Source organism: Rhizobium sp. YAF28 (assembly GCF_052113285.1).
Taxonomy (GTDB): domain Bacteria; phylum Pseudomonadota; class Alphaproteobacteria; order Rhizobiales; family Rhizobiaceae; genus Rhizobium.
Genome location: NZ_JBFRCX010000004.1, coordinates 186924 through 207157, shown reverse-complemented (window position 1 = coordinate 207157; position 20234 = coordinate 186924). Strand labels below are relative to the sequence as shown.

Sequence of the window (20234 nt, the reverse complement as noted above, 5' to 3'; positions counted from 1 at the left end):
ACGTTTTCCTCTTCCCCAATTGCTGTTGTCATCTATAGCGGCGCGCGGATAGGGTTGGCACCTGTTTTTTTGGGAAAAACTGCACCTCCGTGAACGCACGAATAGACATCAGAAACGAAGCCTTCTCGGCAGCCGAGCTTGCGACTGAAGAAAGCCGCGCCTCGGCGACGCCGATGATGGAACAGTTTATCGAGATCAAGGCGAACAATCCGGATTCGCTGCTCTTCTATCGCATGGGCGATTTCTACGAGCTGTTCTTCGAGGATGCGCTCGAGGCTTCGCGCGCGCTCGGCATCACGCTCACCAAGCGCGGCCAGCATATGGGGCAGGATATTGCGATGTGCGGCGTGCCTGTGCATGCGGCCGACGATTATCTGCAGAAGCTGATTGCGCTCGGCTATCGCGTCGCCGTCTGCGAGCAGGTGGAAGACCCGGCGGAAGCCAAGAAGCGGGGGGCGAAATCCGTCGTCAAGCGCGATGTCGTCCGCCTCGTCACACCGGGCACCATTACCGAGGAAAAGCTGCTTTCGCCCTCGGAATCGAACTATCTGATGACGCTGTCGCGTATCCGCGGTACTTCCGAGCCGGTGCTGGCGCTTGCCTGGATCGATATTTCCACCGGCGTCTTCCGGTTGGCGGAAACCGATGCATCGCGACTGCTCGCCGATATCCTGCGCATCGATCCGCGCGAACTCATCGTACCGGATACGATGTTTTATGACGGCGAACTGAAATCGGTCTTCGATGTACTCGGCCGCACCGCCGTTCCACAACCGGCTGTGCTTTTCGACAGCGCGACGGCAGAAACCCGTATAGCGCGCTACTTCGACGTTTCGACGCTCGACGGTTTTGGAAGTTTCTCGCGCGCCGAGCTTGCAGCCGCGGCAGCCGCCATCGCCTACGTGGAGAAGACGCAGATTGCCGAACGGCCGCCGCTCGGCAGACCGGAACGGGAGAGCGGCGCCTCGACGCTGTTCATCGATCCGGCCACACGCGCCAATCTGGAACTTGTGCGTACACTCTCCGGTGATCGCAATGGTGCGCTGCTGAAGGCGATCGACCGCACGACCACCGGTGGCGGAGCGCGGCTGCTTGCCGAACGACTGATGTCGCCGCTCACCGATCCCGCCCGCGTCAACGAGCGCTTGGATTCGATAGGCTTCCTGATGCAGGAACCCTCGCTCTGTGGCGACCTGCGCGATGCACTGAAACACGTACCCGACATGCCGCGGGCGCTCTCCCGCCTGGCGCTCGACCGCGGCGGCCCGCGTGATCTCTGGGCGATCCGGCAGGGACTCGGCGCTGCCACGCATATCGCCGATCTCCTGGGAAGCGCGCTGCTGCCGGAAGAATTGGAACAGGCGCGCATGGGCCTGCAGGCTCTGCCATCGGAGCTCGAAGCCCTGCTTGCGGACACTCTTGCCGAAGAACTGCCGCTGCTGAAACGCGATGGCGGTTTCCTGCGCGATGGCGCCAATGCCGATCTCGATGAGGTACGCGCGTTGCGCGACCAGTCGCGCCGCGTCATTGCCGGCCTGCAGCTGCAATATGCCGAGGAGACCGGCATCAAGTCGCTGAAGATCAAGCACAACAATATTCTCGGCTATTTTATCGAGGTGACGGCCGGCAATGCCGGGCCGATGACCGATACGGCCGAGGCGAAGGCTCGCTTCATCCATCGGCAGACGATGGCAAATGCCATGCGGTTCACCACGACCGAGCTTGCCGATCTCGAAAGCCGCATCGCTAACGCCGCCGACCGCGCACTGCAGATCGAGCTCGAAGCTTTCGACCGGATGACGGAAGCGACTGTTGCCGAGGCCGAAGCGATCAAGGCCGGTGCGCGGGCGCTTGCCGTCATCGATGTCGCTGCAGGTCTGGCACTGCTTGCCGAAGAGCAGGCCTATTGCCGGCCGCTGGTCGATGGCTCGAAGATGTTTGCGATCGAGGGCGGGCGTCATCCTGTCGTCGAACAGGCCCTGCGGCGGCAGTCCATCGGGCCGTTCGTCGCCAATAATTGCGACCTGTCTCCGGTTTCCGACGGCAAGGATGGGGCGATCTGGCTGCTGACCGGCCCGAACATGGGCGGTAAATCGACGTTCCTGCGCCAGAATGCGCTGATCGCCATTCTTGCGCAGATGGGCTCCTTCGTGCCGGCGACGTCAGCGCATATCGGCATCGTCGACCGGCTGTTCTCGCGCGTCGGCGCATCCGACGATCTGGCGCGCGGGCGTTCCACCTTCATGGTGGAGATGGTCGAGACTGCGGCGATCCTCAATCAGGCGAGCGAGCGCTCGCTGGTCATTCTCGACGAGATCGGCCGGGGCACTGCGACCTTCGACGGTCTTTCCATCGCCTGGGCTGCTGTCGAGCATCTGCATGAAGCCAACCGCTGCCGCGGGCTTTTCGCGACGCATTTCCATGAGCTGACCGTGCTTTCCGAAAAGCTTGCCCGGCTATCGAACGCAACGATGCGCGTGAAGGAATGGGACGGCGACGTGATCTTCCTGCATGAGGTCGGTCCAGGGGCAGCCGACCGGTCCTACGGCATTCAGGTCGCGCGGCTCGCCGGTCTGCCAGCTTCGGTCGTGGCGCGGGCGCGCGACGTGCTGACCCGTCTTGAGGATGCCGACCGCAAGAACCCGGCAAGCCAGCTGATCGACGACTTGCCGCTCTTCCAGGTCGCAGTGCGCCGCGAGGAGGCGACCCGCGGGCCGTCCAAGGTCGAGGAGGCCCTGAAGGCGATGAGCCTCGACGATATGACACCGCGCGAGGCGCTCGATGCGCTCTACGATCTCAAGAAAAAGATGAAGTAGGAATTCCCCGATGTTCATGGAAAAACTGCTTCAGGAAACCCAGCGCCTCTCCGTCATCGTCTCGATGCTGGAGATTATGAAACAATCTGATGGTAATCTGGAGGCGCGCGGCTGGAATACGCCGATCGGCATGGCGAAGATTACCGGCTCCTGCTTGAAGATCGGCGAGCTCAGCAGTGCAATCATTGACGCCGGATACCGCGAATGCGACAAGGCGACGCTCAATGGCATCATGAGTGAAACGCGGCAGGTTCTCGATACGCTGCTGACGCAGGCTTCAGCCTAAGGACTTGCGGCAAAGCGTCCGCGGCCGACGGCTTGCCAACACCATTTCGCCAAATTTAAAGGTTCATGGAATATGGAGGCCTGTGTCAATCCGCGGGCAAAGAGGCTATAGCGCATGCAGATCAAACAAGAGGCGCGCCATGAGCAAGCGACCCGGACCGAAGAGGTAAGCCCCCGGCCGATGGCGACGCACGACATCGATTTCTCCGAAATCCTCGATGTGGAATTGCTGCAGGGGCAATGTGACGCCATTGCCGAAGCCAACCGCAACCGTCCCGACGTGCTGCGAAACGATCTTCTTGCCGCTCTGAAGAAAGCCAGCGTCGAGGGACGCAAGAAGGCGCGTGAACTGCTTGACGCCCAGGGCGGCGGGCTTGATTGCGCCCACCGCATTTCCTGGCTGCAGGACCAGATCATCACCATTCTCTATAATTTCGCCACGGCGCATGTCTTTCCGAAGCAGAAGGACAAGTTCGCAGTCACGGCAGTCGGCGGCTACGGCCGCGACACACTGGCACCGGGTTCCGATATCGATCTGCTCTTTCTCTTCCTGCCGAAGCCGGCGGAAGAGACGCATAAAGCCGTCGAGTTCATGCTCTACATGCTGTGGGACATGGGCTTCAAGGTCGGCCATGCGACCCGCACCGTCGAGGAATGTATCGCGCTTTCCAAGTCCGACATGACCATCCGCACCGCCATCCTGGAGATGCGCTACATCTGCGGCCTGAAGTCGCTGGAGACGGAGCTGGAATCCCGCTTCGACAAGGAAATCGTCACCGGCACGGGGCCGGAATTCATTGCCGCCAAGCTTGCCGAACGCGACGAACGCCACCGCAAGGCCGGCGACACGCGCTATCTCGTCGAGCCGAACGTCAAGGAGGGCAAGGGTGGCCTTCGCGACTTGCACACGCTCTTCTGGATTTCGAAATATTATTATCATGTTCGCGACCCGGCCGATCTGGTGCCGCTCGGCGTGCTGTCGAAGCAGGAATACCGGCTTCTGGAGAAGGCCGACGACTTTCTCTGGGCCGTGCGCTGCCACATGCATTTCCTGACCGGGAAAGCAGAGGAACGTCTTTCCTTCGATATCCAGCGCGAGATCGCCGAGGCGCTCGGCTATCATTCCCGCCCCGGCCTTTCGGCCGTCGAGCGTTTCATGAAGCACTACTTCCTGGTGGCTAAAGATGTCGGCGACTTGACGCGCATCCTCTGCGCCGCGCTCGAAGACCAGCAGGCGAAGTCGATCCCGGGTCTGACGGGCGTCATCAACCGCTTTACCCACCGCAATCGCAAGATCCCCGGCAGCGTCGAGTTCGTCGAAGATCGCGGCCGCATTACGCTTGCCAATCCCGATGTCTTCAAGCGCGATCCGGTCAGCATCATCCGCCTGTTCCATGTGGCCGATATCAATGGGCTGGAATTCCATCCCGATGCGCTGAAGCGCGTCACGCGTTCGCTCGGCCTCATCAACAACGACCTGCGCGAGAATGACGAGGCCAACCGGCTTTTCCTGTCGATTCTCACTTCCAAGCGCGATCCCGCCCTCATCCTGCGGCGCATGAACGAGGCCGGCGTGCTTGGCCGCTTCATTCCCGAATTCGGCAAGATCGTCGCGATGATGCAGTTCAACATGTATCATCACTACACAGTCGACGAGCACCTGATCCGCGCCATCGATGTTCTCACTGAGATCGATAAGGGCAAGGCGGAGGAGCTGCATCCGCTCGCCAACAAGCTGATGCCGCATATCGAGGATCGCGAGGCGCTTTATGTCGCCGTACTGCTACACGATATCGCCAAGGGCCGTCAGGAAGACCATTCGATCGCCGGCGCGCGTGTCGCCCGCAAGCTCAGTGCCCGCTTCGGCCTGTCGCAGAAGCAGACTGAGATCGTCGTCTGGCTGATCGAAGAACATCTGACCATGTCGATGGTCGCCCAGACGCGCGACCTGACGGACCGCAAGACGATCACCGACTTTGCCGACCGCGTTCAGTCTCTTGACCGCCTGAAGATGCTGATGATCCTGACGATCTGCGACATCCGCGCCGTCGGACCGGGTGTGTGGAACGGCTGGAAGGGCCAGCTGCTGCGCACGCTCTATTACGAGACGGAACTGCTGCTTGCCGGCGGCTTCTCCGAAGTGTCGCGTAAGGAGCGCGCCCAGGCTGCCGCCGAAGCGCTTTATGCGGCGCTTGCCGACTGGCCACAGAAGGATCGCCGCACCTACGCCAAGCTGCATTACCAGCCCTATCTGCTCTCCGTGCCGCTGGAAGACCAGATCCGCCATGCGCATTTCATCCGCCAGGCGGACAAAGCCGGCCAGGCGCTGGCAACCACGGTGCGCACTGACAGCTTCCACGCGATCACCGAAATCACCGTTCTCTCGCCCGACCATCCGCGCCTGCTCGCCGTCATTGCCGGAGCCTGTGCGGCAGCCGGCGCCAACATCGTCGATGCGCAGATCTTCACGACCTCGGATGGCCGGGCGCTCGATACGATCCATGTCAGCCGCGAGTTTCCGAACGACGAGGACGAGCTTCGCCGCGCCGGCACGATCGGCCGGATGATCGAGGACGTGCTGTCAGGCCGCAAGCGCCTGCCCGATGTGATCGCAACCCGCGCGAAGAACCGCAAGAAGAGCAAGGCCTTCATCATTCCGCCGTCGGTGGCGATCACCAATAGCCTGTCGAACAAGTTCACGGTCATCGAGGTGGAATGCCTCGATCGGCCCGGCCTGCTGTCGGAAATGACTGCCGTCCTGTCCGATCTGTCGCTCGACATCCAGTCGGCCCGCATCACCACCTTCGGTGAAAAAGTGATCGATACTTTCTACGTCACCGATCTTGTCGGCCAGAAGATCTCCGGTGACAGCAAGCGCGCCAATATCACTGCCCGTATGAAAGCGGTCATGGCCGAGGAGCAGGACGAACTGCGCGAACGCATGCCATCAGGGATCATCGCCCCTGCCGCTACCGCCGCCGAAAAGAAAGCCGATTTCCCCGCATGAGCCTCGTCAAGAAATTCGCCACGGTCGGCGGCGCCACGCTCGGAAGCCGCATCTTCGGTTTTGCCCGCGAAACGCTGATGGCCGCCGCTCTCGGTACCGGGCCGATGGCCGACGTCTTCTATGCCGCCTTCCGCTTCCCTAACCTCTTCCGTCGGCTCTTTGCCGAAGGCGCTTTCAACGCCGCCTTCGTGCCGCTCTTCGCCAAGGAGATCGAGGCGAACGGCACTGATGGTGCCAAGCGCTTTTCGGAAGAAGTCTTCGGTGTTCTGTTCTCCGTCCTGCTGCTCATCACCATCGTGATGGAGCTTTCCATGCCGCTGCTTGTGCGCTTCGTCATCGCGCCGGGTTTTGCTGATGACCCCGAGAAATTCGACATCACCATCCGCATGGCGGCAGTGATGTTCCCTTATCTCATGTGCATGTCTCTGACTGCGATGATGAGCGGCATGCTAAATTCGCTGCATCACTTCTTCGCCGCGGCCGTCGCGCCTATCTTCCTCAATGTGGTGATGATCGGCGCGCTGTTCTACGCGCTCTATACCGGCGCCGAACCGTTGACGACGGCCTGGTATCTTTCCTGGGGCGTGCTGGCAGCCGGCGTTCTGCAGCTCGCCGTCGTCTATCTCGGTGTCCTGCATGCCGGCATGAGCATCGGCTTCCGCTTCCCGAAGATGACACCGAACGTCAAGCGGCTGCTGATCCTTGCCGTTCCAGCGGCCGTCACAGGCGGTATTACGCAGATCAACCAGCTCATCGGCCAGGCAATCGCCTCTTCGCGCGAAGGCGCTATTGCAGCCCTGCAATATGCCGACCGAATCTACCAGCTTCCCCTCGGCGTCGTCGGCGTCGCCGTCGGTGTGGTGCTGCTGCCCGAACTCGCCCGCGCACTCAAGGGCGGGGCGTTGCGCGAAGCGGGCTATCTGCAGAACCGCTCGATCGAATTCGTGCTGTTCATGACGATTCCTGCCGCCTTCGCGCTCTGGATTCTCTCCGACGAGATCATCCGCGTGCTCTATGAGCGTGGCGCCTTCCACCAGGAGAACACGTTCATCGTCGGCTCGATTCTCGCCATCTACGGCATCGGCCTGCCGGCTTTCGTGCTGATCAAGGCACTGCAGCCGGGCTTTTATGCCCGCGAGGACACCAAGACGCCCATGCGTTTCTCTGCGGTTGCCGTCGCGGTCAACTGTGCAACGGCGCTGACGCTCTTTCCCTATATCGGCGCGCCCGGCATCGCGGTGGCCGAAGCCACGGCCGGCTGGATCAGCACCGTCCTGCTCTTCACGACACTTCTGCGCCGCGGCCATCTCACATGGGAATGGGCGCTTGCCAAACGCGCCGTCCTGCTGGTCGTCGCCTCTGCCGTCATGGGCGCGGTCATCTTCTACCTCAAGCAGCACTGGGCGCCCTGGCTTGCCTCGGGCGCACCGCTTCTGACCAAGGCCGGCACGCTTGGTCTGCTGATTGCGATTTCGATGGTCGTCTATTTCGCGACCGCCTTCCTCATCGGCGGGGCGGACCTCGGCATGATCCGCCGCAACCTCAACCGCAAGCCGGCGCCGGCGAAAGATGCCTAGCGCCCTTTTTTCGCAATTCCGGACGCAAAACCGCTGCGCACTTTTGCTGGAATTGCTTTAGCAATCCACCCATCGTCGCTGCGGCCCGACATCGACGTGGACGATGCCATTGCAATAGGTGCCGATCCCTCCGATGCCGGGTGCGGTTTTCGCAGCGGCGACGATCGTGCGCTCTGACACGCCGGGAATCCGGATATCAGCCGCAAGGCATTTCCCGTGCATGGAACCGTGGCGGCGGGGATGTGGCCGGAAGCCCGAAGTTATCATCGGCCGTCGTCCGGTCTTTGCCGCGATGTGCGACAAGACCACCCGCAATCGCTCCGGGAAGCAGCCGGCGCGAACGCTGACGGTCTGCATCGTGTAAGCAATACGCGTCTCGTATTTGGGAAGCTGACTGGTCTGCCGTCGATTATCTTGACCGACGGCCGTCGTTGCTGATTGTAGGGCGAAAAGGCCTGCCATGGCGAGCAAACTAGCGTTCTGCATGGTCCCTCCGATCGGTTATCCCGACGGCCCCTTGGGGCCGCCAGCCCGGCGAGAGGATTTTCAGTTCAAAGAAAGCTTTTCTGTGAAATTTTATACTCAGTTTTAGCTAAACACACTGATCAATTTGGCGTAAAACCGGGCACTTTTCTGCATATAAATGGAATAAACGTCCGAATCTGGAGATCTCATGATCCAATCTCTGTTTCTCGTCACCCTCGTTGTCGATAATTATGACCGCGCCAAGGCCTTCTATTGTGAGGCCCTCAGCTTCGAATGCCTTCAGGACGAAGTACAGCCGGAAGGCAAGCGCTGGGTCGTCGTCAAGCCAAAGGGCGGGGATGGCGCGGCCTTTCTACTGGCGCAGGCGGCAAATGAAGCGCAGCGAGCTGCTGTCGGAAATCAGACCGGCGGGCGTGTCGGCTTCTTCCTCAAGACCGACGATTTTGCGCGCGATCACGCAGCGATGCTTGATGCCGGCGTTCACTTTCTGGAGGAACCGCGACATGAGGTTTACGGCACCGTTGCGGTCTTTTCGGATCCTTACGGCAACACCTTCGACCTCATTCAACACGCTGCGCCCACCGCCTCTTGATTGCGACCGGGAGCGCGTGCATAAGCGCCCGCGTTAGCAACATGGGCCTTTGGCCCTGGGGCCCTCCACCAGCCTAATCGAGGACAACATCATGGGCGAATTCAAGAAGCTCGTATTCTCCGGCGTTCAGCCGACGGGCAATCTGCATCTCGGCAATTATCTCGGCGCGATCCGCCGCTTCGTGCAGCTCCAGGACGGCAACGACTGCATCTATTGCGTCGTCGATCTTCATGCGCTGACCGCGCAGCTCGTCCACGAGGACATGCTGTCGCAGACGCGCTCGATCGCAGCCGCCTTCATCGCTTCCGGCATCGACGCTGAAAAGCATATCGTCTTCAATCAGTCCGCCGTACCGCAGCATGCCGAACTCGCCTGGATCTTCAATTGTGTCGCCCGCCTCGGCTGGATGAACCGCATGACGCAGTTCAAGGACAAGGCCGGCAAGGACCGCGAGCAGGCCTCGCTCGGTCTCTACGCCTATCCGAGCCTGATGGCTGCCGACATTCTCGTCTACCGCGCCACGCATGTGCCCGTCGGTGAGGATCAGAAGCAGCACCTCGAGCTGACGCGTGACATCGCGATGAAGTTCAATCTCGATTACGCCTCGCATATCCGCAAGACGAATTACGGGATCGACATCACCGTCGGCGACGAGCCTGTGCATGCCTATTTCCCGATGGTCGAACCGCTGATCGGCGGGCCGGCGCCGCGCGTCATGTCGCTGCGCGACGGCACGAAGAAGATGTCGAAGTCCGATCCGTCGGATCTTTCGCGCATCAACCTGATGGACGATGAGGACGCGATCTCCAAGAAGATCCGCAAGGCCAAGACCGATCCGGATGGCTTGCCGAGCGAAATCGCCGGTCTCGAAAACCGGCCGGAGGCTGAAAACCTCGTCTCGATCTATGCCGCACTCGCCGACAAGACGAGGGAACAGGTGCTCGCCGAATTTGGCGGCCAGCAGTTCTCCGTATTCAAGCCGGCGCTGATCGATCTCGCTGTCCAGGTGCTGTCGCCGATAACAGGCGAAATGCGCCGCCTGATGAACGATACGAGCCATATCGACACGATTCTGCGCAACGGCAATGAACGCGCAAGGGCACGCGCCGACGTGACGATGCGCGAACTTCGCGAGATCATCGGCTTCCTCTACTAGTCCGATCGACATGCAGAGCTCCCGTGCAAAACGGGGGCTTGCAAATTTTTGGTCTCAGGTGTCAGAGTTCGGATCATGGTATCAAAGCGACTCTCACGGCTCGAAGGTCATCGCCGCAAATTTATGGCGGTGATAGACGGGACACCCGAATGCCAACGCGCCGTCCACTATGCCGGACGGCGCGCCAAGAATTCCAATGGCGGCCTCGTTCTGCTCTATGTGATCCCGGAAGGCGATTTTCAGCAATGGCTTGGCGTCGAGGAGATCATGCGGGCGGAAGCCCGCGAGGAGGCGGAAGCCACTGTCGCCAAGATCGCACAAATCGTGCGCGAGACGATTGGCATCGAACCGGAGATCGTCATCCGCGAGGGCAATTCGGCTGAGCAGATCAATGCGGTGATCGAGGAAGACAGGGACGTCGCCATCCTCGTGCTTGCCGCAGGCTCCGCTAAGGAGGGACCGGGACCGCTGGTTTCGTCCGTCGCAGGACGTGGAGCTGCCTTTCCCATTCCTGTCACCGTGCTTCCCGACACGCTGACGAATGAAGAAATCGACGCCCTCTGTTAAGCCATTTCTTGAGTATCAGTCTCTTGAATCGGTCGGGCAATAGGCTTATTTTCTTTTGAAGAATTCTAAAGACGGCAGAGGCCACGGCCCGCCGCATGGAGAGCGAGATGTTCATTCAGACCGAAGCCACGCCGAACCCAGCAACGCAGAAGTTCCTTCCCGGCAAGGTCGTAATGGAAAACGGCACGGCCGAATTCCGCAATGCCGATGAAGCCCAGGCTTCGCCGCTCGCCGCTCGCCTTTTCGAGATTCCAGGCGTGACCGGCGTCTATTTCGGCTACGATTTCATCTCAGTCTCCAAAGACGATGCCGAGTGGCAGCATCTGAAGCCGGCTATTCTCGGCTCGATCATGGAGCATTTCATGTCCGGCAAGCCGGTCATGGGCGATGCCTCCATCCTCTCGGAAGACATTGATGCCGGCGATGAATTCTTCGATGAAGGTGACGAATCGATCGTGCTGACCATCAAGGAACTGCTGGAGACGCGTGTGCGTCCGGCTGTTGCCCAGGATGGCGGCGACATCACCTTCCGCGGCTTCAAGGACGGCAAGGTTTACCTCAATATGAAGGGTTCCTGCTCCGGCTGCCCGTCTTCGACGGCAACGCTGAAGCACGGCGTCCAGAACCTGCTGCGCCATTTCGTTCCGGAAGTGCAGGAAGTGATTGCCGCTTAAATTGTAAGATTCGTCCGGCCGTTCATCTAGGGTTCGGCCGGACGGATTTATGGATAGGCGACAATAGTTTATTCGGAAATTGATGGCATGATCGTTCTGGCGCTCGACACGGCAGGTGTGGATTGCGCTGCCGCTATTTATGATGGCGGCAGGAATACGATGCTGGGGGAGGCATCGGACATGATCGGCAAGGGGCATGCTGAACATCTGATGGGTATCGTCGACCGCGCGCTGGATCAGGCGGGCGTCGCACTTTCGGATGTTGACCGCCTTGCGGTCACCGTCGGCCCCGGCTCCTTTACCGGTATCCGCGTCGGTGTTGCCGCAGCCCGCGGCTTTGCGCTTTCCCTTAATATTCCCGCCGTCGGCATCACCACGCTGGAAGTGATGGCGGCCGCCCAGCGCGAAAAGACGCCTGGCCGCGCAGTGCTCGCGGCGATGGATGCCAAGCGGGACGAAATCTATCTCCAGTCTTTTGCAGCCGACGGCTCATCGCTCGATGAGCCCCGGGCGGTCAGCATTGCCGAAGCGCAGGCTTTCGCTACCGGTTTCGACGGCGAGATCACCGGTTCGGCGACCCCGATCCTGAAGCCCTATGCGACGGGCGAATACGCCAACTCTTTCCCGATCTCCATCGTGGCGCGTCTCGGTGCTGCCGCGGACCCGAATGCCGGAAAGCCGAAGCCCCTTTATCTGCGCGGACCCGATGCCAAACCGCAGGCCGGGTATGCGATTGCAAGAGTATGACGATGCTGGAAGCCTATCTGACGCTGAAACCGGAATTCGAAATCGTCGCCATGGAGCCGGAGGATTGCCTCGACGTTTCCGTCCTGCATGGCGAGCGCTTCGCCCGCCCTTGGGGTGACGGCGAATTTCACAGCCTGCTTTCGCAGAGCACCGTCTTCGGCTTTGTCGCCCGCCAGACCAATGCCATCCTGAAAAAGACGCTGCCGGGCTTCATCCTGGCGCGCCAGGTGGCGGGCGAGGCGGAAATCCTGACGGTCGCCGTGCAGGCGAAGGTCGCGCATTCCGGCCTCGGCTGGCGGCTGATGCAGGCCGCCATGCGCGAAGCACGCCTTCGTGGCGGTGAGAGCATGTTCCTGGAAGTCGATAACGGCAATACCGCCGCCCTCGGCCTTTACCGCAAGCTTGGCTTCGAGATGGCTGGTGAGCGCAAGGGCTATTATAAGGATGCCAATGGGGCTACCTCCACGGCGCTTGTCATGAAGCGCGTTCTTCGGTAGTTCCCTTCTCGGCAGGAATAGCGAGAAGGCAGCCATGACTGAGGTAGCCAAAACCCTTGAGGAGCTTTGCGCTGAACGCGGCATGCGCATGACCGAGCAGCGCCGGGTGATCGCGCGCATTCTCGAGGACTCCGAAGATCACCCCGATGTCGAGGAGCTCTATCGCCGCTCCGTCAAGGTCGATGCCAAGATTTCGATTTCGACGGTCTATCGTACGGTAAAGCTATTCGAAGATGCAGGTATCATCGCCCGCCACGATTTCCGTGACGGCCGCTCCCGCTACGAGACAGTGCCTGAAGAGCATCACGACCATCTGATCGATCTGAAGACAGGTGTCGTCATCGAATTCCGTTCGCCGGAGATCGAGGCGCTGCAGGAGCGGATCGCCCGCGAGCATGGCTTCAAGCTGGTGGATCACCGCCTGGAACTCTACGGCATCCCGCTGAAGAAAGACGAAATCTGATATCATGGCAGTCCGGGAGCGCCGCATTTGATCGTCTGGCTGCGCATCGCCTTCGCCATTACCGTCATCATTGTCGTCAGCATCCTGCTCATGCCGCTACAGGTGCTGGCGCTGCGTTTCGATTGGAGACTCAGGCGCACCCTGCCCCGGCGCTGGCATCGTATCGTCTGCTATTGTCTCGGCATCCGCATTCAGGTGCGCGGCACGCTTGAGAGTCGCCGGCCGCTGATGCTCTGTTCCAACCATTCTTCGTGGATGGACATCATGGTCATGTCGGCCGTGGCCGACGTCGCCTTCATCGCCAAGATCGAGGTGCGCGACTGGCCGATTTTCGGCACGCTCGCCAAGCTGCAGAAAAGCGTCTTCGTGGTGCGGGAGGAAAAGCGCCGCACCGGCCATCAGGCGAGCGAGATCGCCGGCCGCATGGCAGACGGTGAAATCGTCGTGCTTTTTCCCGAGGGAACGACCTCGGATGGTAATCGACTGCTGGAGGTCAAATCGTCGCTCTTCGGCGCTGCCGCAATGGCCGTGCCCCATTCCCCGACCGGCGGCGTCATGGTCCAGCCGGTTTCTATCGCCTATACGCAGGTGCATGGTATCGCCATGGGCCGCTATCACCGCCCGCTTGCGGCATGGCCCGGCGATATCGAGCTCCTACCGCATCTGACCGACATCATGAAATGCGGCGCGATCGATGCCGAAGTCTCCTTCGGCGAGGCGATCGAATATGGCGAAAAGACCAATCGCAAGGAAGTCAGCGCGACGATCGCTGCCCGCATCCGCAACCTGCTGAACCGCAGCCTGCGCGGCCGCGCGATCGACTGATCCGAGATACCCTTTTCTCCCGCGTCAAAAACCACTAGATAACGGGCCATGACCCAGGACAGCGCCCTTCTTCAGGCCCCGGAGGCTTCTCTCCGCGATGGCTCCAACAGCCGCAAGGTTTTCATCAAGACCTATGGCTGCCAGATGAACGTCTACGACTCGACGCGCATGAGCGATGCTCTTGCCCGCGACGGCTATGAGACGACCGAGGATATGGAAGAGGCCGACCTCGTCTTGCTCAACACCTGCCACATCCGCGAGAAGGCGGCCGAGAAGGTCTATTCCGCGCTTGGGCGCCTGCGCGAGATGAAGAAGCGCAAGGCCGCCGACGGCCGCGAGATGATGATCGGTGTTGCCGGTTGCGTAGCGCAGGCGGAAGGCGAGGAAATCCTGCGCCGTGCGCCGGCTGTCGATGTGGTCATCGGCCCACAGACCTATCACCGCCTGCCGGAGGCGCTGCGCCGCGCCAAGGAAGGCCACCGCGTCATCGATACGGAATATGCAATCGAGGACAAGTTCGAGCACCTGCCGATCGCCGAGGCACCGAAGATCCGTGCCCGTGGCGTGACCGCCTTCCTGACGGTTCAGGAAGGTTGCGACAAGTTCTGCACCTTCTGCGTCGTGCCCTATACGCGCGGCTCCGAAGTGTCGCGGCCAGTCGCACAAATCGTCGAGGAGGCGATGAAGCTCGTCGATGGCGGCGTGCGCGAAATCACCCTGCTTGGGCAGAACGTCAATGCCTGGCATGGCGTCGGCCCGAAGGGCGAAGAGTGGAGCCTTGGCGACCTGCTCTACCGGCTTGCCGAAATCCCGCGCCTTGCGCGGCTTCGCTACACGACCAGCCATCCGCGCGACATGGACGATCGTCTGATCGAGGCTCATCGCGACCTTCGCACGCTGATGCCTTATCTGCACCTTCCGGTTCAGGCCGGTTCGGACCGCATTCTAAAGGCCATGAACCGCCGGCACACGGCAGCCGAATATCTTTCCCTCATCGAGCGCATCCGCAAAGCCCGCCCCGATATCGCACTCTCAGGCGACTTCATTACCGGCTTTCCGGGGGAGACAGACCGGGAATTTGAGGATACACTAAAACTCGTTGAGGAGGTTCGTTATGCACAGGCCTTCTCGTTCAAATATTCGACGCGGCCCGGTACGCCCGGAGCGGAATTGAAGGACCAGGTGCCGGAAGACATCAAGGCAGAACGGCTGGAACGCCTGCAGGCGCTGCTTCTTAAGCAGACGCAGGAATTCAACGAGTCTTGCATCGGCAAGGAAATCGATCTTCTCCTGGAAAAGCCCGGCCGTATGCCCGGCCAACTTATTGGCCGCTCACCGTGGCTGCAGTCCGTGAATGTTGATGCAAAAGCATCGCAAATCGGTGACATTATTAAAGTGCGAATCACAGGAACCGGAACCAACAGCCTGTTTGCCGAACGCGCAGAGGCTGAGGTCTAACCCAAGGAGCTCGACCGCTTGAACGGACAGGAATTGGTTTCCACTTCACCGCGCCACCCACGCATTGCGAGCGACGCCAATCACTTCGTCCTGACGTTCGAGAACAACCGGTTCGCCAGCGAACTTTTCGGACAGTTCGATCAGAATCTGAAGCTGCTGGAACAGCGGCTCCATATCGATGCGCGGGCGCGCGGCAACTCCGTTGTCATCACCGGCGATGTGCTGGCCACCAATCAGGCGCGGCGCACACTCGATTACCTCTATGAAAAACTCCAGAAAGGCGGCAGTGTGGAGCGTTCAGACGTTGAAGGCGCAATTCGCATGGCGGTTGCCGCCGACGACCAGCTCACATTACCGACGATGGAGAAAAAAGCCAAATTGACGATGGCGCAGATTTCGACGCGCAAGAAGACGATCATCGCGCGCACGCCGACACAGGATGCCTATATGCGGGCGCTCGAGCGCTCAGAGATGGTGTTCGGCGTTGGTCCGGCCGGTACCGGCAAGACCTATCTCGCCGTCGCCCATGCGGCCCAGCTGCTGGAGCGCGGCGCGGTCGAAAAGATCATCCTCTCCAGACCGGCCGTCGAAGCCGGCGAACGCCTGGGCTTCCTGCCGGGTGATATGAAGGAGAAGGTCGATCCCTATCTGCGCCCGCTTTATGACGCGCTCTACGACATGATGCCCGGCGATAAGGTGGAACGGGCGATTACCGCCGGCGTCATCGAAATCGCGCCGCTTGCCTTCATGCGTGGACGCACGCTCGCCAATGCCGCCGTCATCCTCGACGAGGCGCAGAACACCACGGCGATGCAGATGAAGATGTTCCTGACGCGTCTCGGCGAAAATTCGCGCATGATCATCACCGGCGACCCGAGCCAGATCGACTTGCCGCGTGGCGTCAAATCCGGCCTTGTAGAGGCGCTGCATCTCCTGAACGACGTCGAGGGTATCTCGATCGTGCGCTTCAAGGATGTCGACGTCGTTCGCCATCCGCTCGTCGGCCGCATCGTCAAGGCCTATGACGCGACCTATACCGCAGCAAACGAAGAGGCCAGCCGGCAGGACTGATGGCCGAGCTCGACATACAGATCAGCATCGAGGACACGGGCTGGCCCGCCGAAGATGTATTGCATGCTCTTGGCGAACGCGTGTTGGGTGCGGCTGTCACTTACCTGCGGGAAGAGGAACAGCAACCCTTCCCGAAGATGCCGCCGGAAGTTTCGCTCGTCTTCACCGACGATGCCTCCATCCAGGACATCAATGCGGAATGGCGCGGCAAGGACAAGCCGACCAACGTGCTGTCGTTTCCGGCCTTTCCGGTCAAACCCGGCAAAATGCCTGGTCCGATGCTCGGCGACATCATCATTGCCCTGGAAACGGTCGAGCGCGAGGCGCAAGAGCTCGAAAAGAGCTTTGACGATCATCTGACCCATCTTATGGTGCATGGTTTCTTGCATCTGCTCGGCTACGACCATATGAATAATGACGAAGCCGAAATTATGGAGGGGCTGGAGACTCGCATTTTGGCAGTACTCGGCCTATCTGACCCCTACGAGGGTCAAGACCTTAAAATGGAACCATGAGCGACTTTTCAACGAAGCCGGCGTCAGACGCCAGGGACTCCGAGCAATCCTCCTCTTCCGATGAGGGTGGCAGTAGTCGACACCGACCGCAATCCTTCTGGTCACGCGCCGCGCGCATCTTGAGACCGCAACAAGGCTCGCGCCTGCGCGAAGACATCGCCGACGCGCTGATGACCGACCCGGCTGCAGCCGACGCCTTTTCGCCCGACGAGCGGGCGATGCTTCACAATATCCTGCGCTTCCGCGAAGTGCGCGTTGCCGACGTGATGGTGCCGCGCGCCGATATCGAGGCGGTCGACCAGAACATCACGATCGGCGAACTGATGATCCTCTTCGAGGAAAGCGGCCGTTCGCGCATGCCGGTCTATGCCGAAACGCTCGACGACCCGCGCGGCATGGTGCATATCCGCGATCTTCTTTCCTACGTCGCCAAGCAGGCGCGCAACAAGCGCCGCAGCGGCACAAAGCCTGCGGCAAGCACGCCCGCAATCGAGGTCTCTCCGGAAAATATCCAGAAGGCGCCGCGCTCGGCCAAGCCGAACTTCGATCTCGGACGCGTCGACCTGCAGAAGACGCTCGCCGAAACCGGCATCATCAGACAGATCCTCTTCGTGCCGCCTTCCATGCTGGCATCCGATCTTCTGCGCCGCATGCAGGTAAACCGCACACAGATGGCGCTGGTCATCGACGAATATGGCGGCACTGACGGCCTCGCCTCGCACGAAGATATTGTGGAGATGGTGATCGGCGATATCGACGACGAACATGACGATGAGGAAGTCATGTTCAAACGCATTTCGGAGGACGTCTTCGTTGCCGACGCCCGCGTCGAGCTCGAGGAGATTGCCGAAGCCATTGGTCCGGATTTCGACATCAGCGAGCAGATTGATGAGGTCGATACGCTGGGAGGCCTGATCTTCTCGGCACTGGGGCGCATCCCCGTGCGCGGAGAAGTCGTTCAGGCCCTGTCGGATTTCGAATTCCACATCCTCGATGCCGATCCGCGTCGCATCAAGCGAGTGCGCATCACGCGCAAGCGCCAGGCAATCCGCCGCCGCGCCAAGGCGGATGGTGACGGGCCGCCCATCGGCGACGGAAACGATGATCGGTCGGCGGAATCGACCGCAAACTGACCTTTCCGTAAGACGACAAGCGCACGCTTTTTTGAAAGACTGCGATTGGATTGATTCGCGGCTTTGATGGGAGTGCGCATGGAGCGGCTTGCGGACAGGATTATCCTCGTCTGGGGTTTCAAACGGTCATTGCTTGCGATCGCAGCAGGCGCCTTTGGCGTCCTGGCGCTGCCTCCCATCGGCTTCTTCGCCGCGATGTTCGTTTCCTTCACGCTGCTCGTCTGGCTGATCGATGGGGCGGCCGCCTCGCCGGAAAGCAGCCTTCCCGGCAGGCTCTGGCCGGCATTTGCCACGGGCTGGCTGTTCGGCTTCGGTTACTTCGTTGCGGGGCTCTGGTGGGTTGGGCATGCGCTGCTGATCGATTCAGAGGAGTTTGCCTGGGCCTTGCCGCTCGCGATCCTCGGCCTTCCGGCCTGCCTTGCGACCTTCTACGGCTTGGCTGCGGCGCTTGCCCGTATCTTCTGGTCCGATGGCATGGGGCGGATTGCAGCACTTGCTGCCAGCTTCGGCCTGCTTGAGTGGGTACGCAGCTTCATCTTCACCGGTTTTCCGTGGAACGCCATCGGCTACGCCATGATGCCCATGCCTGTCATGATGCAGTCCGCGCATGTGATCGGCACCATGGGGGTGACGGCTCTCTCGGTCTTCGTCTTTTCTGCCCCTGCCCTGCTCGGAACGCGGCAGGGAGCGAAACTCGGCGTCAGCCTCGCGGCAATCCTCTTTGCGGCGCATCTCGGTTACGGCGCCTATATCCTTTATCTCACGCCGAAGCCCGAAGCGTTACCCGAGGACAAGCGGCCTGTGGTTCGCCTGGTCCAGCCGGCGATCGATCAATCCGTCAAGATGGACAATGATGCGGATCGCGAGGCGATCTTCGAGACACATCTCAAGCTTTCGACGGAGCCTCCCAAGGAAGGCGGCAAGAAACCTGACATCATCGTCTGGCCGGAAACCTCGATCCCCTTCATCCTCACCGACAACAAGGATGCGCTGACGCGGATTGCCGATACGCTCGACGACGACCAGATCCTGATCGCAGGCGCGGTGCGCGCCGAAGAACTCGGCCCCGGCTATCCCACCCGCTATTATAATTCGATCTATGTGATCGACGGACGGGGGCAGATCGTCGCCGCCTCCGACAAGGTGCATCTCGTTCCCTTCGGCGAATATCTTCCGTTCGAGGACATGCTCAACGAACTCGGCATCCAGAATGTGGTGGAGATGCCGGGCGGTTTTTCGGCGGCCGCCAGCCGTCATTTGCTCGAGCTTCCGAGCGGACTGAAATTCTACCCGCTCGTCTGCTACGAGATCATCTTCCCAGACGAAATGACCGGCGACATCGGCCAAGCGACCGCCATTCTCAACATCACGAATGACAGCTGGTTCGGCTCAACACCGGGTCCCTACCAGCATTTTCAGCAGGCTCGCGTACGGGCGGTTGAGACCGGTTTGCCGCTGATTCGCGATGCGAATAGTGGAATTTCGGCGGTTGTAGACGCGCGCGGCGAAATCGTTTCAGGTCTAAAATTAGACGAAATGGGCTTTATTGATGCAACCCTCGATGGATTCGGAAAAAACACGGGAAGCCCATACCCCCGCCAAACGTACTTCTGGTTGACTGAAACGTTACTGATGATCATTGCGCTAATTTCACGCAGGGGTTTTATTTTCAGGTTGAATTGACCGAAAACCCCTAAAATTGCATAGTGGTCGCAATCGGCGTTAGTAACGTATGCTTCAAGGTGGGTTATCGCGACTTGCAACGTGGCGTTACGGAATGAGGTCAGGGCATGCCGGTTAGAACAGAGTTGAATTTTTCTTTGCTAGGGCACGACCATGATTGAAAATAAGAAGAAGCCGAATCCTATCGACATCCATGTCGGTAGCCGCATCCGGCTTCGCCGTACTATGTTGGGCATGAGCCAGGAGAAGCTTGGCGAAAGCCTCGGCATCACCTTTCAGCAAATCCAGAAATACGAGAAAGGTACCAACCGCGTTGGTGCCAGCCGCCTCCAGAACATTTCAAGCATCCTCAACGTTCCCGTTTCCTTCTTCTTCGAAGACGCTCCCGGCGAACATTCCGGTGCCTTGACCGGCATGTCGGAAGCCTCGAGTTCGAACTACGTCGTCGATTTCCTCTCCTCTTCGGAAGGACTCCAGCTCAACCGCGCATTTGTGAAGATCACCGATCCCAAGGTTCGTCGCAAAGTCGTCGAACTGGTGAAGGCACTGGCGGCGGAAGCCGACTCCGACTGAGCGTCCCCCACGCTCGGAAAAGCTTAAGGCGGCTCAAAAGGCCGCCTTTTTGCGTTTTTGGGGCAAAATTTGTCATTTCGCCGCAGATATAAAGATATATTTATGTCCT

At 60.2% G+C, this 20234-nt stretch carries 19 protein-coding genes; 18 read left to right on the top strand and 1 reads right to left on the bottom strand.

Annotated features, from left to right (window positions below; all coding sequences use genetic code 11):
• Positions 1 to 89: 89 nt before the first annotated feature.
• The 4 genes from mutS (at position 90) to murJ (ending at position 7685) form a co-directional block, all read left to right on the top strand.
• Positions 90 to 2816 carry a DNA mismatch repair protein MutS gene (mutS, locus tag AB4Z13_RS11065; RefSeq protein WP_439013941.1) on the top strand — a complete coding sequence of 909 codons (2727 nt, stop codon included), beginning with the start codon at positions 90 to 92 and terminating at the stop codon, positions 2814 to 2816.
• A 10-nt stretch (positions 2817 to 2826) separates the two neighbouring features.
• Positions 2827 to 3102 (top strand): hypothetical protein, encoded by a 276-nt coding sequence (locus AB4Z13_RS11060; RefSeq protein ID WP_113325054.1) that lies wholly within the window; start codon positions 2827 to 2829, stop codon positions 3100 to 3102.
• A 114-nt stretch (positions 3103 to 3216) separates the two neighbouring features.
• Positions 3217 to 6108, top strand: coding sequence for a [protein-PII] uridylyltransferase (locus AB4Z13_RS11055; protein WP_439013940.1), 2892 nt, complete (start codon positions 3217 to 3219; stop codon positions 6106 to 6108).
• Positions 6105 to 7685: a murein biosynthesis integral membrane protein MurJ gene (gene murJ / locus AB4Z13_RS11050; protein ID WP_439013939.1), complete on the top strand. Its 1581-nt coding sequence runs from the start codon at positions 6105 to 6107 to the stop codon at positions 7683 to 7685. Before AB4Z13_RS11055 ends, murJ begins: the two co-directional genes overlap by 4 nt.
• 57 nt (positions 7686 to 7742) lie before the next feature.
• Here the strand turns inward: murJ and AB4Z13_RS11045 are convergent, their stop codons facing one another.
• Positions 7743 to 8171, bottom strand: coding sequence for a YcbK family protein (locus AB4Z13_RS11045; protein ID WP_113323570.1), 429 nt, complete (start codon positions 8169 to 8171; stop codon positions 7743 to 7745).
• A 187-nt stretch (positions 8172 to 8358) separates the two neighbouring features.
• Between AB4Z13_RS11045 and AB4Z13_RS11040 the strand changes: the two genes are divergently transcribed.
• The 14 genes from AB4Z13_RS11040 to AB4Z13_RS10975 all read left to right on the top strand — a co-directional run bounded on the left by AB4Z13_RS11040 (position 8359) and on the right by AB4Z13_RS10975 (position 20125).
• Complete coding sequence (locus tag AB4Z13_RS11040) at positions 8359 to 8763, top strand: VOC family protein (protein WP_439013938.1); 405 nt, start codon at positions 8359 to 8361, stop codon at positions 8761 to 8763.
• 91 nt (positions 8764 to 8854) lie between these two features.
• Positions 8855 to 9919, top strand: a complete 1065-nt coding sequence (gene trpS, locus AB4Z13_RS11035) for a tryptophan--tRNA ligase (protein WP_439013937.1) — start codon at positions 8855 to 8857, stop codon at positions 9917 to 9919.
• 75 nt (positions 9920 to 9994) lie between these two features.
• The gene (locus AB4Z13_RS11030) at positions 9995 to 10486 is read left to right on the top strand and encodes a universal stress protein (RefSeq protein WP_007814929.1); all 492 of its coding nucleotides are present in this window, start codon (positions 9995 to 9997) and stop codon (positions 10484 to 10486) included.
• 107 nt (positions 10487 to 10593) lie between these two features.
• Complete coding sequence (locus tag AB4Z13_RS11025) at positions 10594 to 11160, top strand: NifU family protein (protein ID WP_007814928.1); 567 nt, start codon at positions 10594 to 10596, stop codon at positions 11158 to 11160.
• Positions 11161 to 11247: 87 nt separating this feature from the next.
• Positions 11248 to 11907 carry a tRNA (adenosine(37)-N6)-threonylcarbamoyltransferase complex dimerization subunit type 1 TsaB gene (gene tsaB / locus AB4Z13_RS11020; RefSeq protein WP_439013936.1) on the top strand — a complete coding sequence of 220 codons (660 nt, stop codon included), beginning with the start codon at positions 11248 to 11250 and terminating at the stop codon, positions 11905 to 11907.
• The gene (locus tag AB4Z13_RS11015) at positions 11904 to 12404 is read left to right on the top strand and encodes a GNAT family N-acetyltransferase (RefSeq protein WP_439013935.1); all 501 of its coding nucleotides are present in this window, start codon (positions 11904 to 11906) and stop codon (positions 12402 to 12404) included. Before tsaB ends, AB4Z13_RS11015 begins: the two co-directional genes overlap by 4 nt.
• A gap of 34 nt (positions 12405 to 12438) precedes the next feature.
• Positions 12439 to 12867 (top strand): Fur family transcriptional regulator, encoded by a 429-nt coding sequence (locus AB4Z13_RS11010; RefSeq protein WP_007814920.1) that lies wholly within the window; start codon positions 12439 to 12441, stop codon positions 12865 to 12867.
• Positions 12868 to 12894: 27 nt separating this feature from the next.
• The gene (locus tag AB4Z13_RS11005) at positions 12895 to 13692 is read left to right on the top strand and encodes a lysophospholipid acyltransferase family protein (RefSeq protein WP_439013934.1); all 798 of its coding nucleotides are present in this window, start codon (positions 12895 to 12897) and stop codon (positions 13690 to 13692) included.
• A 48-nt stretch (positions 13693 to 13740) separates the two neighbouring features.
• Entirely contained in the window at positions 13741 to 15150 is a 1410-nt protein-coding gene (gene miaB / locus AB4Z13_RS11000; protein ID WP_310379451.1) for a tRNA (N6-isopentenyl adenosine(37)-C2)-methylthiotransferase MiaB, read from the top strand.
• An 18-nt stretch (positions 15151 to 15168) separates the two neighbouring features.
• Positions 15169 to 16221, top strand: a complete 1053-nt coding sequence (locus tag AB4Z13_RS10995) for a PhoH family protein (protein ID WP_113323564.1) — start codon at positions 15169 to 15171, stop codon at positions 16219 to 16221.
• Positions 16221 to 16736 (top strand): rRNA maturation RNase YbeY, encoded by a 516-nt coding sequence (gene ybeY, locus AB4Z13_RS10990; protein WP_113323563.1) that lies wholly within the window; start codon positions 16221 to 16223, stop codon positions 16734 to 16736. The genes AB4Z13_RS10995 and ybeY overlap by 1 nt, the downstream gene beginning before the upstream one ends.
• Positions 16733 to 17869 (top strand): hemolysin family protein, encoded by a 1137-nt coding sequence (locus AB4Z13_RS10985; protein ID WP_113323562.1) that lies wholly within the window; start codon positions 16733 to 16735, stop codon positions 17867 to 17869. Before ybeY ends, AB4Z13_RS10985 begins: the two co-directional genes overlap by 4 nt.
• Before the next feature lie 78 nt (positions 17870 to 17947).
• A complete protein-coding gene (gene lnt, locus AB4Z13_RS10980) occupies positions 17948 to 19552 on the top strand; it encodes an apolipoprotein N-acyltransferase (protein WP_442206003.1) in 1605 nt (534 codons plus the stop codon).
• 153 nt (positions 19553 to 19705) lie between these two features.
• Positions 19706 to 20125, top strand: coding sequence for a helix-turn-helix domain-containing protein (locus AB4Z13_RS10975; RefSeq protein ID WP_007814904.1), 420 nt, complete (start codon positions 19706 to 19708; stop codon positions 20123 to 20125).
• Positions 20126 to 20234: the final 109 nt, after the last annotated feature.